Below are 15505 nucleotides of genomic sequence, written 5' to 3'. Positions count from 1 at the left end.
GAGTGGTCGCTGCGGGCGCGCGCCATGGGGGCGACGACGCCTGCCACTTAGATGGTGCTGCGGTCCGGAGATTCAATACCGACAAGTTCAGTATTAAGTCTGGGTTAATCCGCAGCGAGAAGAGGCGCGGCGGCCCGCGCCGCGCCTCTTCGGGGCATCACCCGATCAGAACCGGTATTCAGCCGATACCGTGGCGGTATCCGAGCTGAAGCTGATGCCGTGCTTCTTGGCGTGGTAGTAGTCGTACGCCAGGCCCAGGCTGAAGTTGTTGTTGAAGTCGTAGCCCACGCCGGCACCCGCGTAGTAGTCGACCTTTTCCAGCGAGTGACGGTTGACGTCCTGGTTGTTGTAGCCGTGGCCCTTCCAGCCGTACACGCCGGTGCGGCCACTGACATACAGCCCCTGCCACACGTTGATGCGGCCGTTGACGCCGGCGGTCCAGCCGCGCAACGCGTTGCGGCGACCGGTGAGGTTGACGTTGTCGCTGTTGAAGGCGTTCTTCAACCGGAAATTGCCCAGGTCGTTGTAGCCGATATCAACGCCAAGGCCGACGTCCTGGCCGACCTTCCAGCGGTAGCCGCCGGTCAGTGCGTAGGTGGTCGGGTGATCGTTGTACGGGCCTTGGGCCACGTGGGCCTGGCCAACGTTGGCACCGATGAACCAGTTGCCGCTGCCGACAGCCTGGTTCGGCTGGTAGTTGCCGTTCGCGGACGTCGGAGTGCTGCTGGAAACAGAGTCGTCCTGCGCAAATGCGGGCAGGGCGCAAAGAGACGCGGAGGTAATCGCCAGGGCTAGTAGTGTTTTTTTCATGAGGGAACTCCTGCGTATAACCAATGCATCGTCGGGTTGGGGAAAGCCCGATGACGACCCACGGAATCCGGGGGCGGGTGCATTGAACAGGCCCGAGCCTGAAGCGCGCCGATATGTGCTGACCAAAAATTAAGGCCGAATTAATGTTTGGCCTTTCAGCCGTCCAAAACCGCGCATCCCGGAGAGCGCGACAGTGACAAGCTGAATCAGCGATAATGGGATTTTGCCCGCCCCGGAGAGAACCTGATGCCCACCCGTCGTGAACTAGCCAATGCTGTGCGTGCCCTGGCCATGGATGCCGTCGAGGCGGCCAAGTCCGGCCATCCGGGCATGCCGATGGGTATGGCCGACATCGCCGAGGTGTTGTGGAACGATTTCCTGCAGTTCAATCCGGGCAACCCGGGCTGGTTCAACCGCGACCGCTTCGTGCTCTCCAACGGCCACGGCTCGATGCTGCAGTACGCGCTGCTGCACCTGTCCGGCTACGACCTGCCGATCGACGAGCTGAAGCACTTCCGCCAGCTGCATTCGAAGACCGCCGGCCATCCGGAATACGGCCACACGCCCGGCGCCGAAACCACCACCGGTCCGCTGGGCCAGGGCCTGGCGAACGCCGTGGGCTTTGCGCTGGCTGAAAAGATTCTGGCGGCGCGCTTCAACCGGCCCGGCCACGATATCGTCGATCACCACACCTATGTGTTCCTCGGCGACGGCTGCCTGATGGAAGGCATCTCGCACGAAGTCGCCTCGCTGGCCGGCACCTGGAAGCTGGGCAAGCTGGTGGCGGTGTATGACGACAACGGCATCTCCATCGATGGCGAAGTCGAAGGCTGGTTCACTGACAACACGCCCGCGCGTTTCGAAGCCTACGGCTGGAACGTGATCCGCGATGTCGACGGCCACGACGCCGAGGCGGTGAAGAAGGCGCTGGCGCAGGCCACCGCGCAGAGTGAGCGCCCCACGCTCATCTGCGCCAAGACCATCATCGGTTTCGGCGCGCCGAACAAGCAGGGCAAGGAAGAAAGCCACGGTGCCGCGCTGGGCAAGGACGAGATTGCCGCCGCGCGCGTGCAGTTGCAGTGGAACCATGCGCCGTTCGAGATCCCGGCCGACATCTATGCCGGTTGGAACGCGCGCGACAAGGGCGTCGCCCGCGAGCGCAGCTGGGACGAGGCGTTCGCCGCCTACGCCGCGGCACATCCGGAGCTGGCGGCCGAGCTGAAGCGCCGTTTGTCCGGCGAACTGCCGCAGGATTGGGCCGAGAAGTCGCAGGCATATGTCGCCAAGCTGCAGGCGGAAGGCCCCGAGGTGGCTTCGCGCAAGGCTTCGCAGATGACCCTGGACGCCTACGGCCCGCTGCTGCCCGAACTGCTTGGCGGTTCCGCCGACCTGGCCGCCTCCAACCTCACCAAGTGGAAGGGTAGCCTCGACGCCGGCAACGGCAACAGCTCCGACGGCAAGGGCAACTACGTCTATTACGGCGTGCGCGAATTCGGCATGACCGCGATCGCCAACGGCCTGGCGCTGCATGGCGGCTTCATTCCCTACGACGCCACTTTCATGGTGTTCTCCGATTACGCCCGCAACGCGGTGCGCATGAGCGCCTTGATCCCCGCGCAAGCCATTCACGTCTACACGCACGACTCGATCGGCCTGGGCGAAGACGGCCCCACCCATCAGCCGGTGGAGCACATGGCCAGTCTGCGCCTCATCCCGAACAACCACGTGTGGCGTCCTTGCGATGCAGTGGAGTCGGCGGTGTCGTGGAAGGCCGCGATCGAGCGTCGTGGTGCGCCGTCATGCCTGGTGTTCTCGCGCCAGGCTCTGAAGCATCAGCAGCGCGATGAGCAGCAGCTGGCGGACATCCGCCGCGGCGGCTATGTGCTGTCCGATCCGGCGGACACGAAGTTCCAGGTGATCCTGATCGGCACCGGCTCCGAGGTGGAGCTGGCGATGGAAGCCTCGCGCGCGCTGGCACAACAGGGCATCGCCGCCCGCGTGGTGTCGATGCCGTGCACCGACGTGTTCGACGAACAGCCGCTGGAATACCGCGAAGGCGTGCTGCCGGGCTGGTGCCGCGCCCGCGTGGCGGTGGAAGCGGCCAGTGCCGACTTCTGGGCCAAGTACGTCGGCTTCGACGGCGAAGTGATCGGCATGAACACCTTCGGCGCCTCCGCACCCGCGCCCCAGCTGTTCGAGCACTTCGGCATTACCGTGGCGCACGTGGTCGACGCGGCCAAGCGCGTGGTGGGCTAAGCTAAACCCGGCGCGCCCCCACAGGGGCGCGTTGTTTTTCTGTGGGAGCGACTTCAGTCGCGATGCTCTTTCTTTGAGGCTACGGAAGAAGAGCGTCGCGACTGAAGTCGCTCCTACATGCTGGTTTCGGCCTGCTGCTCCTGGAACGCCCTGGGCGTGCAACCCAGCTCCCGACGGAACACGGTGTAGAGGTATTGCACCGAGGTGAAGCCGCAACGCACCGCGATGTCGGCCATCGACGATTCGCCCTGCCGCAACAAGTCCTGTGCGATCTCCAGCTTGTGCCGCAGGATCTCCTGGTGGACGCTGCGTTTCAGCGTGCGCCGAAAATGCTCCTCCAGCAGCGAGCGCGACACTCCCACGTAGTCAGCCACCTGCTCGGTGCGGATGCCAAGGCAACCGTACTGGCGGATGTAGTGGCGCGCGCGCATTACGTACGGGCTGCACACCGACTGGTACATGCTGGATGCACCCACGTGCAGATTCTCCGGCGGCACCAGCACGCGGGTGTCACTGCAGTCGGCGCCATGCAGCATGCGGTGCAACACATGCGCGGCGGTGCGTCCCATTTCCTCGGTGCCCTGTTGCACGGAGGTGAGCGGAATCCGGCTGAGCATCCGCGTCAGCGGGTCGTTGTCGATACCCACGATGGCCACCTCGTCGGGCACCGGGATGTCGGCCATCATGCAGGCCTGCAGCAGCTGCCGTGCGCGTGCATCGGTCACCGCCAGCACGCCGATCGGCTTGGGCAGGGATTGCAGCCAGGCCATCAAAGCCTCGGTGGCGTCGCTCCAGCCGGCGGCGGTGGTGGCATGGCCGTGATAGATGAAGCCCTCGAGGCCGTCGCGCCGGAGCATCGCGTCGAAAAGCCGTTCCCGCTCCTCGGCCCAGCCGGGGATGTTGGGCGCCAGCGGCAGGGAATAGAACGCGAAGTTCTGCAGGCCCTGCTCGATCAGATGGTCATAGGCCAGCCGCACCAGCGCGGCATTGTCGGTCGCGATGTACGGCAGGCCCTTCGGGTAGCGCGACGCATCGGCATAGGAGCCACCGACGGCGACCACCGGCACGTCGACCTGGCGCAACGCCGTATAGATCGGGTCGTCGACGGCGGTGATGATGCCATCGCCGCACCACTCGATCAGGTCGGTCGCCCGGCAGTGGAAATCCTCCTGCATGAACAGGTCCCAGCTGACCCGGGTGGACGCCAGATAGTTGCCGATGCCGGCGATGACCTGGCGATCGAATGCCTTGTTCGCGTTGAACAGCAACGCGATGCGATGGACGCCGTGTGGGTGGCTCATGGGTTCACCTTGGAGGAGCCGCCTCGAAGGTGGCCCGTACCTGGCGTGCGCCGTATACGCGCACGTGTTGCAGCCGGATTTCCCGAGGCTAGCACGAGTGCAACGCACGGCCGTGGTGCGCTGCGGCGTGCGCACAAGAAGAAATGTGGCCCATCTGGGCGATTTCGTCATTGCATGCCGCGGCGCAGCACCGGCACCATGATCGTTCCCTGGCTGCGCCGCCGGGTTCGGTAACGGTCCATGCGCCACTGCGAGGCCGGTGCGGGAAGGGTCGCCCGGGCCGCGCGCGCAAGCGCCGTGGGTGGATGCGGGACCGCTCGATGGTGGGGGCTACGCGAACAGCCACTGATAGCGCTACCATCGGCGGGGAAGTGTGTCGCCGACGATGACGGTCGCGAGCATCGTCGACCACGCTGCCCGGTGTTTCGATCACCGTGCAGTGGCGTAGCTGGGACGGCATGGACGGCCAAACCGGGTGACGACGGCAAGGGTGCAGTGCCGTCGCTGCGGTTGTTGGCGTGAAGCCCAAGCTCCTACTATGGGCGGCGGCATGCCGTTGTCCGTGACATCCACATGGCCGAAAGGCTGGGGTACCCATGAAATCCTCGAACAAGCGAGTGACGGAGCAAGCATGAAACTGACGACCTTACGTGCGCTGGGAGTGCTGCTGTGCCTGGGCCTGGCGGGCCTTGCCAGCAGCTGCACGCAGAGCAGCAAAAAACCCACCCTGATCGGCTTCAGCATCGACGACATGCGACTGGAGCGCTGGGCGCGCGATCGCGACTTCTTCGATGCTGCCGCCACCAAGCTCGGCGCCAAGGTACTGGTGCAATCGGCCAATGGCAGCGAGGAGCGCCAGGTGGCGCAGATCGAGAACATGATCTCGCGCGGCGTGGACGTGCTGGTGATCGTGCCGCAGAACTCCAAGGTGCTGGGCAACGTGATCCGCGAGGCGCATCGCAACCACGTCAAGGTGGTGTCGTACGACCGCCTGATCCTCAACGCCGACGTCGACGCGTACATCTCCTTCGACAACCTCAAGGTCGGCGAGATGCAGGCGCAGGGCGTGGTCAACGTCAAGCCGAAGGGCAACTACTTCCTGCTCGGCGGCGCGCCCACCGACAACAATGCCAAGATCTTGCGCCAGGGCCAGATGCAGGTGCTGCAGCCGCTGATCGACAAGGGCGACATCAAGATCGTGGGCGACCAGTGGGTGCCGGACTGGAACCCGACCCGCGCGCTGGGCATCGTGGAAGATGCGCTCACCGCCAACGCCAACAACATCGATGCCATCGTGGCCTCCAACGACGCCATCGCCGGCGGCGCCGTGCAGGCGCTGGCCGCGCAGCGGCTGGCCGGCAAGGTGGCCGTGTCCGGCCAGGACGCCGACCTGGCCGGCGTCAAGCGCGTGGTCGAAGGCACCCAGACGATGACGGTGTACAAGCCGCTCGACCAATTGGCCACCCAGGCGGCCAAACTGGCAGTGGACCTGGCCCGTGGCGGGAAGCCGGCCTACAACTCGCATTACGACAATGGCGAGAAGTCGGTCGACAGCATCCTGCTGCAGCCGGTCGCGCTGACCCGCGACAACGTCGACAAGGTGATCACCGACGGCTTCTATACCCATGCGCAGGTCTATGGCAACTGAGTCCGCCGCCCGCGCCGGGGAGAACGGCGACTGCCTGCTGGACATGCGCGGCATCCGCAAGATGTTCGGCAGCTTCGCCGCTGTCGACGGCGTTGATCTGCAGGTGCGCGCCGGCGAATGCCTGGGTCTGTGCGGCGAAAATGGCGCCGGCAAATCCACCCTGATGAAGGTGCTGTCGGGCGTCTATCCGTACGGCAGCTACGAGGGCGAGATCCTGGTCGATGGCGTGCCGCTGCAGGCCCACACGGTGGCCGACAGCGAGCGCGCCGGCATCGCCATCATCCATCAGGAATTGATGCTGGTGCCGGAGCTCAGCGTCACCGAGAACATCTTCCTCGGCCGCGAGATCCGCCGTTTCGGCGGCCTGATGGATTACCCGGCCATGCACCAGCGCGCCGAAGCGCTGCTGCGCGAGCTGGGCATCGAAGGCATCAATGTGGGGCAGCAGGTGCTGCACTACGGCAGCGGCCACCAGCAGCTGATCGAGATCGCCAAGGCGCTCAGCAAAGAGGCGCGGCTGATCATTTTCGATGAGCCATCGTCCTCGCTCACCGCCACCGAAACCCGCACCCTTTTGTCGATCGTGGCCGATCTCAAGCGCCGCGGCGTGGCCTGCGTGTACATCTCGCACAAGCTCGATGAAGTGGCCGAGGTATGCGACCGCATCACCGTGATCCGTGACGGCAAGCACATCGGTACGCGGTCGATGGCCGATCTCGACACGGCGCAGATCGTCACCATGATGGTGGGCCGCGAACTGGGCCAGATGTTCGAGCGCAAGCCGCACACCATCGGCGAGGTGGTGCTTGAAGCATCCAACGTCACCTGCCTGGACGTGATGAACCCCAAGCGCAAGCGCGTCGATGACGTGTCGCTGCAAGTGCGCAAGGGCGAGATCCTGGGCATCGCCGGCCTGATCGGTGCCGGTCGCACCGAACTGGTGTCGGCGATCTACGGCGCCTATCCAGGCACGTGGAGCGCGGAGTTGCGCATCGAAGGCAAGCCGGTGCACATCCGCAGCCCGCAGGCGGCGGTGGCCGCCGGCCTGTGCATGGTGCCGGAGGATCGCAAGCGCGATGGCATCGTGCCGCTGATGGGCGTGGGGCCGAACATCACCCTGAGCGTGCTCGACCATTACGCACGCGGCGGCGTGATCGACGGCAACCGCGAAGCGCATGCGTTCCATCACGAGATGAAGCGGCTCAACGTGCGTGCCAGCAGCCCCATGCTGCCGATCGCCAGCCTTTCCGGCGGCAACCAGCAAAAGGCGGTGCTGACCCGCATGCTGATGCCCGATCCCAAGATACTCATCCTCGACGAGCCCACCCGCGGCGTGGACGTGGGCGCCAAGCAGGAAATCTACCGGCTGATCTTCGACCTTGCATCGCGCGGCATGGCGATCATCGTGGTCAGCTCCGAAATGCCCGAGGTGCTCGGTCTCAGTGACCGCGTGCTGGTGATGGCCGATGGCCGCATACGTGGCGACTTCATCAACGACGGGTTGCGCCAGGAAGACCTGCTGGCCGCCGCGCTGGAATTGCCGCACAGGATCGATAACGCATGAACGCTTCCGTGAATGTTTCCCCCGCGCCCTCCGGGCAGAACCGAATGCCGGGCTCGACCCGCGTCCGGCAGTTCTTTTCGCAATACAAGATCGTGGCGCTGCTGGTGGCCGTCGCGCTGATCTGGGCGTACTTCTCGTACGCCACCAACGGCGCCTTCCTCACTTCGCGCAACATCTCCAACCTGTTCCGGCAGATGTCGATCACCGGCATGCTGGCACTGGGCATGGTGTTCATCATCATCGCCGGCGAAATCGACCTTTCCGTCGGTTCGCTGCTGGGGCTGCTGGGCGGCGTAGCCGCCATCCTGGACATCAGCCAGCACCTGCCGCTGCCCGTCACGATCCTGCTGGTGCTGCTGCTGGGCGCCCTGGTCGGCACCTTCAACGGTCTCTGGGTGACATGGCTGAGAGTGCCGTCATTCATCGTGGGCCTGGGCGGCATGCTGGCGTACCGCGGCGCGCTGCTGGGCGCCACCGGCGGCTCCACCATCGCGCCGTCATCCGACGCCTTCGTGGTGATCGGCCAGGGCTACGTGTCGCCGGCCACGGGCAATGTGCTGGCGGTGTTGATCCTGGCCCTGCTGGCCTTCGTCACCTGGCGCCGACGCACCGCGCGCCAGCGCCTGGAGTTGAAGGTCAGCCCGGTCTGGATGGATGCCGCCAAGCTGGTCGCGGCCGCCGTGGCGCTGTTTGTATTCGTGCACGTGCTCAACGATTACGGCGGCATCCCGGTGCCGGTGCTGTTGCTGCTGGGCCTGCTGGCGGTGTTCTCGTTCATTGCCACGCAGACCGTGTTCGGACGTCACATCTACGCCATCGGCAGCAACATTGAAGCCACGCGCTTGTCCGGCATCAACGTCGATCGCGTGCGCCTGGCGGTGTTCGCCCTGATGGGTGTGATGTGCGCCTTCGCCGGCCTGGTCAACACCGCCCGCCTGGCCGCGGGCTCGCCCTCGGCCGGCATCAACGGCGAACTCGACGCGATCGCCGCCTGCTTCATCGGCGGCGCCTCGATGCGCGGCGGCGTGGGCACGGTGCATGGCGCGCTGGTGGGCGTGCTGGTGATGGCCAGCCTCGACAACGGCATGTCGATGATCGACGTGGATGCGTACTGGCAGATGATCGTTAAAGGCCTGATCCTGGTGCTGGCCGTCTGGGCCGACGTAGTCTCCAGCGGCGCCCGCCGCTGACGCACCCCTGTAGGAGCGCACCCTGTGCGCGGTGCTCTTGTTGTTAGCTTTTTTGCTTTCATGCAGCCTTAAAGCAAGAGCTTTCGATCGCCTACGGCGCTCGAGTCACTTTCTCTTTGCGTGCTCAAAGAGAAAGTAACCAAAGAGAAAGAGCACCCCGCTTACGCGCTTTCCGGGCATCCTGCCCGGAAAGTCCGCGGTCGGGCTGCGGGGTTTGTCGACAGCACATCCTGTGCTGACGCCAAACTGGCTTGCATCCATGCAAGCCACCCTTCGGGCTCTTCCTCCGCCCGCCCGCCGCTTCAGAGGGGCCCCCGGTAGAGCTGCGCGCCATCGTGGCGCGCACTCGGTGCGCAGCGGCGTTGCCGCTGCGAGAGCGTCGTGGCGTGGGCTTTTTGATGTTCCTCTTACTTCCGATCACCCTGAGCGTAGCCGCGCAGCGGCGGAGTCGAAGGGTGATGTCGAGCGGCCCTTCGACTCCGGCCTTCGGCCTACGCTCAGGGAGAACGGCTGAGGTGAGCAGCTTCGCCTCTGCTTCTGCTTTCGCCGTTGCCTTTGCCCTGGCTTCATTCCGAGTACGGGCCAGGATGGCCCGTCGCTCTACCGGGGCCCCTGTGCGGCGGTGAGGCGGGGCCGACAAGGCCGCGCAGCGGGAGTCGACATGGATGTCGACTCCTTTTCGCCAGGGCAGGATGCCCTGTCGAAAAGCCCGACCCCGACTCACGGACTTGCCGCCCATGGATGGGCGGCAAGCGCCAAGCGGGGTGGCCTTCTCTTTTGGTCACTTTTCTCTTGGCCACGCAAGAGAAAAGTGACTCGAGCGCCGCAGGCGATCGAAAGCCTTTGATTTGCTCGACCAACAAGAAGCGTCGCGACTGAAGTCGCTCCTACAAACATCAAGCGCATCGGGGCTGAAGGCGCTCCCACAGGGTGTGTTCCAGGCAAGCCCGTCTGTACTCGTTGCACGACGTGCCGCGAAATCCCGGTCTTTATCAAATCCCCCAACCCGCGTAACGAATTTTGCCGAAAGCGGGGCAGCGGAGCGGGTGCGGCCTATTAGTATGATAAATAGACAGGCATTCCGATGTGCGCCGGGTGGCGTGCGTCCGTAGCAGCGTTGGGGGATGCCGTGCGAATTTCCAGAATTGCCCTGTTCAGCCTGGCCTTGGCCCTTGTCGCCACGGTGGCCACGGTCGATGCCACCGAGAGGGTTGCGCTTGACCGCCATGGTGCGTGGGTAAGCGTCGAGGCGTATGGCCCGAACGTCGTCCACGTGACGATTGCCGCCGACAAGGCGCAGGTGCTGGCGGCGCCCGGTTACGGGATTCTTGCCGACCACGCCGACAGCTCGACCTTCAAGCAAACCCGTGATGCCAGCGGCAACACCTTTGCGTCCGCCGCGTTGACCCTGCATGTGGACGCGCCACCGCCGCCGCGCGCGCCGGCCATCACCGATCGCTATTTCGCGCCACAGCTGGCGCCGGTGAGCCTGCAGGTGAAGAACGCCAGCGGCGTGACGGTCGTCGACATGACCGGTTGGGAGATGTCGCCGCATGAGGTGGCAGGCGAGGCCACCTATCAGGTGGGCGCCACCTTCAAGGCGCCCGCCGATGAGCACTATTACGGCATGGGCCAGAACCAGGAGAGCCTGGGGCCGCTCGACCTGCGCGGCCGCGTGATCGACTGCAAGCACTGGTACGACGCGCCCAGCGGCGAAACCGTATGCGTGCCCTTCATGGTTTCGTCGAAGGGCTACGGCATCATCTGGGACAACCCGTCGGAGACGCGCTTCGTGGCCGGCATCAACGGTCACACCCGGTTCCAGTCGAAGGTGGGTGAGCGCGTCAGCTTCTTCGTCATCACCGGCGACACGCCGGAGCAGATCTACTCGGCTTACGCGCGGGTGACCGGCAAGACGCCGATCCCGCCCAAGGCGGCGTTCGGCCTGATCCAGTCCAAGGCGCGCTACAGCAGCCAGGACGAGATCCTGCGCGTGGCACGGACCTATCGCGAGAAAAACTATCCGCTCGACGTGATGGTGCTCGACTGGTTCTACTGGACGCGCATGGGCCAGATGGACATCAACCCGGCGGAGTTCCCCGACCCCGATGGCATGAACCGACAACTGCACGCGATGGGCATGAAATCCATCGTGTCGGTGTGGCCGCGCTTCGAGCGTTCCAGCCGCTATTTCAAGGAGCTCGACACCAAGGGCTATTTCCTGAAGGACAAGAACGGCAAGACGGTTGACGGCCTGCCGTTCCGTTCCGATCGCGCCGGTGCGCTGATCGACGCGACCAACCCGGCCGCGCGCCAGTGGTTTTGGACGCACATGCGCGACAACATCCTGTCGCACGGCTTCGACTACCCGTGGCTGGACGAAACCGAGCCCGACCTGGTGCCGGACGGCTATTTCTTCTCGATCGGCTCCGGCGACCGCTACCACAACGTGTTCCCGCTGCTGCACGTGGAAAGCGTGGCCAAGGGCATGCGTGCCTGGAAACCGGACGAGCGCGTGCTGATTCTTTCCCGCGCGGCGTACCTGGGTTCACAGCGCACCGGCGCGCTGTTCTGGTCGTCGGATGTCGACCCGAGCTGGGAAGCGCTGCGCCGCCAGATTCCCACCGGCCTCAACATGACCGCGTCGGGCATTGCCTATTGGGGCAACGACATCGGCGGCTGGCAATGGCTGCCGCAGACTACCAGCGCCACCAAAAATCCGTTGCTCGATCCCTCCGACGCACGCGACGTGGTGGGGCAGAACAACGACTACCCCGAACTGCTGACGCGCTGGTTCGAGTACGGCACTTTCCTGCCCACGCTGCGCATCCACGGCAGCCGCAAGCACACGGAAATCTGGGCGTTCGGCCATGAGGCTGAGGCGGTCATGGCGAAGTACGACAAGCTTCGCTATCGCCTGATCCCGTACATCTACAGCCTGGCCAAGAAGACCTACGACACCGGCGCGCCGTTCATGCGACCGCTGTGGATGGATTTTCCGGACGACCCCAACGTCGCCGACATCGGCACGCAATACATGTTCGGCCCCGCGTTCCTGGTGGCACCGATCACCGAGCAGGGCCAGACCGAAAAAGACGTCTATTTGCCTGCCGGCAGCGACTGGTACAACTTCTGGACCAACGAAAAGCTGGCCGGCGGACGCTGGGTGAAAGTGGCCGCACCCATCGACCAGATTCCCGTGTTCGTGCGCGCCGGTTCGATCGTGCCCTTGGGTTCGGACGTCCAGTCCACCGCTTCGAAGCAATCGATCAGCGAGATTCGCGTCTACCCCGGCAGCGACGCCGAGTTCGCGCTGTATGACGACGACGGCACTTCGTACGCGTATCAAAAAGGGCAGGGCACCACCACGGCACTGCACTGGGACAACGCATCGCAAAGCTTGCGCGCTACCGGCGGCGATGCGGCGTTCGGCAGGAAGGTCGCGGGCCTGGCGAGGGTGATGGGCAAATAGTTGGCGTGACGTTGTGTCGCCGTCTTCGCCCTCGTGCGGCGCAACGCATACGACGGTCGGTCGATCACCCCCGGCTCGCAAAGCATTCGGATCGCCGTGTTTCGCGGGGATTTCGTGCGGGCCAATGCGGTGGATTCACCTTGTGTTTTGCGGCGGATGCAAATGAAGAAACGTCACTCGAATCGCTGATTTCGTAATTGCACCCGTGTTGCGCTCCCTCCAGCATGCGTGCGCTGCCAGTGCACCGAATGTTCTTCAGTGAGCACCAGGGGACGGGCAGGGCGCTGACGCAACCCGGAGATGTACGCCAGGTTGGTGCCATCGCCATCGGCGACATGCATGCGCAGATCACTGCCGCAGCAATCCAAATTCTTCGGGAAGAAATATCAGATGAACAGGCAAGACAGCGACAAATCCAGGCGGTTCGACGCGGTGCCATTGCGCCGCAGCGGCCTTTCGATGGCCATCGCGATGAGCGTGGCGATGTTCTCCATGCCGGCGGCGGTGTGGGCGCAACAGGCCGACACGACCACCGGCGCGACCACCGACCAGGCCGCACCGCAGCAGACGCAGAAGCACGCGGCCAAACAGGAAACCACCAGTCTCAGTGCAGTCACCGTCACCGGTGTGCGCGCCAGCATGGCGTCGGCGATCTCGATCAAGCAGAACGCGGATCAGATCGTCGATTCGATCGTGGCCGAGGACATCGGCAAACTGCCCGACAGCAACGTGGCCGAGGCACTGCAGCGCATCACCGGCATCCAGATCGATCGCAACTACGGCGAGGGCAGCACCATCGCCATCCGCGGCCTGACCCAGGTGCGCACCGAGATCAACGGCCGTGACGCCTTCACCGCCAATGGTGGGCGCGCGTTGAGCTTCGAGGACGTGCCGTCCGAACTGCTGGCCGGCATCGATGTGTACAAAAACCCGTCCGCGGAAATCATCGAGGGCGGCCTCGGTGGCACGGTGAACCTGCGCACGCACAAGCCGTTCGATTTCGAGGGCCAGAAGATCGCGGTCACCGGTGAATACGACTACGGCGACCTGATCAAGGATGGCCACCCCTCGGCCTCCGCGCTGTACAGCAACCGCTGGGATACCGACGCCGGCGAGTTCGGCCTGCTGGTGGACGTGGCCTACCAGAAGCATTCGTTCCGCCAGGACGTGATCAGCACCGAGCCGTTCTACACCATCCATGCCGGCGCCACCGATCCGGCGACGGGCGAGGTTTATCCGGAAGCGGATTACCCCGGCTTCGAAGGCCGCACGCTGCAGGTGCCGCATGGCGGCGGCGTCGGCGAGACGCTGGGACAGCGCCGTCGACTGGGTACGTCCGTCGCGCTGCAATGGCGTCCGAATGCCGACGTCGAGTTGTACGCGCAGGCGCTGCGTTCGGATTACAAGTTCCAGTGGAACGATTACTCGTACTTCGCCTATACCGGCACCAGCGGGATGATTCCCGATCCGACGAAGCCGTTCGAGTTCGGTCCGAGTGGCGACTTCATCAGCGGTACGTTCAACGGTACCGGTGGTGTGAATGCCGATGGCGCCCCTGATCCATCCGTGGCGCCAACGGCCGGCGTCAGCGTCGACTCCAACAGCAGCCTCACCACGCGCCACTCGGTCACCACCGACTTCTCGTGGGGCGGTTCGTGGAACGCCACCAACAACCTCACCTTGAAGACCGATTTCCAGTACATCAAGGCCAAGACCGACACGTTCCGCTACATCCTCAACACCCACACCACCACGCCGTATTTCTATCAGGACATCGGCGGCCACACGCCGGTGCTGAACGTGGACAACGCCTACGTGACCGATCCGGCCAACTCGGCCTTCAACTTCCTGCTCGATAACCGGGCCAGGAGCCGCGGGCGCGAATTCGCCTGGCGTGCCGATGGCGAGTATTCGTTCGGCGGCGATTTCCTGCAGTCGATCAAGTTCGGCGTGCGCACCACCGATCGCAAGGCGGAAACCGAGGACTCCGGCTACCGTTTCGTATGGATCGGCCAGCCGCTGTCCAACTTCGACAACTCCACCTGGGTGCAGCGTTCGTTCGCCGATTTCTTCCATGGCGACGCCGACGTGATCGGCTCGTTCCTGGCGCCGAACCCGTCGCTGCTGTACGACTACGATGCCTCGCGCACCATGTTCGGCCAGCCCGACCCGCTGACCTATCCGGCCACCGGCACCAACAAGCAGGGCGAGAAGACCTACGCCGCCTACGCCCTGATCAACTTCGGTACGCAGCTTGGCTCCATCCCCGTCGACGGCAATGTCGGCGTGCGCGCGGTGCGCACGAATGTCAGCACGCACGGCGTGATGACCGACTCGACAGGCGCGGTGCTGCCGCTCAGCGTCGACAACTCGTACAACTCCTACCTGCCCAGCCTCAACGTCACGGCCCACCTCACCGACACCTTGCAGTGGCGCTTCGCCGCGTCGAAGGGCTTGTCGCGGCCGAGCTTCGACCAGCTCAATCCGATGCTGACCCTGAGCACCCCGAATGCGGATACCGGCGTGAATGCTTATACCGGCAGCGCGGGCGGCAATCCTTACCTCAAGCCGATGACGGCGAAGCAATACGACACCTCGCTGGAATGGTATATCTCGCCCAACCAGATGCTCTATGGCGCGTTGTTCTACAAGGCGGTCGACGGCTTCGTGCAGAGCACCTCGGTCATCGAGCCACATGTGGACCCGCGGGATGTGGGCCAGCCGGATGAAACCCACGATTACGATGTCACCCGCCTGGTCAACGGCGAGAACGGCGTGATCAAGGGCGCCGAAGTGGGTTACCAGACCTTCTTCGATTTCCTGCCCGAGCCGTTCGATGGCCTGGGCGTGCAAGCCAACTACACCTACGTGTACAGCAAGGCGCCGAGCCCCAGCGCGAAAGACACCGATGGCAATCCGCTGCAGGTGCCACTCGAGGGCTTGTCAAAGAACAGCTACAACCTGATCGCGATGTACGAGAAGGGTCCGGTCTCCGCCCGCATTGCCTACAACTGGCGCAGCCAGTGGTTGGTGACCACCACCGGCAACGGCACGCAAAGCTTGCCGGTCTACGACAAGGCCTATGGCCAGGTCGACGCCTCGGTGACGTACCACTTCTCCGACCTGTTCTCGCTGACTGCCGCGGCAGTCAATCTGACCAACACCAAACGCGCCTCGATTTTCGGCATGGATACGCGACCGCGTGATGTGCAGATCAACGACCGCATGTTCAGCTTGAAGGCGCAGTTCAGTTTCTGATCCGTT

Annotated in this window: 8 protein-coding genes; 6 read left to right on the top strand and 2 right to left on the bottom strand. The window is 64.3% G+C overall.

The features are described from left to right. Window positions 1-165: 165 nt before the first annotated feature. On the bottom strand, window positions 166-810 hold the full coding sequence (locus ASD68_RS15595) for an outer membrane beta-barrel protein (protein WP_056085453.1): 645 nt from the start codon (window positions 808-810) through the stop codon (window positions 166-168). A 246-nt stretch (window positions 811-1056) separates the two neighbouring features. On the opposite strand from ASD68_RS15595, the gene tkt reads away from it, so the two are divergent. Further along, window positions 1057-3066, top strand: coding sequence for a transketolase (gene tkt / locus ASD68_RS15590; RefSeq protein WP_056608420.1), 2010 nt, complete (start codon window positions 1057-1059; stop codon window positions 3064-3066). A 113-nt stretch (window positions 3067-3179) separates the two neighbouring features. On the opposite strand, the gene ASD68_RS15585 is transcribed toward tkt, so the two are convergent. After that, a complete protein-coding gene (locus tag ASD68_RS15585; RefSeq protein ID WP_056085451.1) occupies window positions 3180-4367 on the bottom strand; it encodes a DNA-binding transcriptional regulator in 1188 nt (395 codons plus the stop codon). A 631-nt stretch (window positions 4368-4998) separates the two neighbouring features. Here ASD68_RS15585 and xylF point away from each other — a divergent pair. The 5 genes from xylF to ASD68_RS15560 all read left to right on the top strand — a co-directional run bounded on the left by xylF (window position 4999) and on the right by ASD68_RS15560 (window position 15499). After that, window positions 4999-6015: a D-xylose ABC transporter substrate-binding protein gene (gene xylF, locus ASD68_RS15580; protein WP_056608417.1), complete on the top strand. Its 1017-nt coding sequence runs from the start codon at window positions 4999-5001 to the stop codon at window positions 6013-6015. After that, entirely contained in the window at window positions 6005-7579 is a 1575-nt protein-coding gene (locus ASD68_RS15575) for a xylose ABC transporter ATP-binding protein (RefSeq protein ID WP_056608414.1), read from the top strand. Before xylF ends, ASD68_RS15575 begins: the two co-directional genes overlap by 11 nt. Then, entirely contained in the window at window positions 7576-8769 is a 1194-nt protein-coding gene (locus ASD68_RS15570) for a sugar ABC transporter permease (RefSeq protein ID WP_156458439.1), read from the top strand. Before ASD68_RS15575 ends, ASD68_RS15570 begins: the two co-directional genes overlap by 4 nt. 1129 nt (window positions 8770-9898) lie before the next feature. After that, on the top strand, window positions 9899-12241 hold the full coding sequence (locus tag ASD68_RS15565) for a glycoside hydrolase family 31 protein (RefSeq protein ID WP_235578768.1): 2343 nt from the start codon (window positions 9899-9901) through the stop codon (window positions 12239-12241). A 390-nt stretch (window positions 12242-12631) separates the two neighbouring features. Continuing rightward, complete coding sequence (locus tag ASD68_RS15560; RefSeq protein ID WP_235578767.1) at window positions 12632-15499, top strand: TonB-dependent receptor; 2868 nt, start codon at window positions 12632-12634, stop codon at window positions 15497-15499. Window positions 15500-15505 lie beyond the last annotated feature (6 nt).

Origin of the sequence: Rhodanobacter sp. Root627, from assembly GCF_001427835.1 — a bacterium.
Classification (GTDB): Bacteria; Pseudomonadota; Gammaproteobacteria; order Xanthomonadales; family Rhodanobacteraceae; genus Rhodanobacter; species Rhodanobacter ginsenosidimutans.
This window is presented reverse-complemented; position numbering and strand designations above follow the sequence as displayed.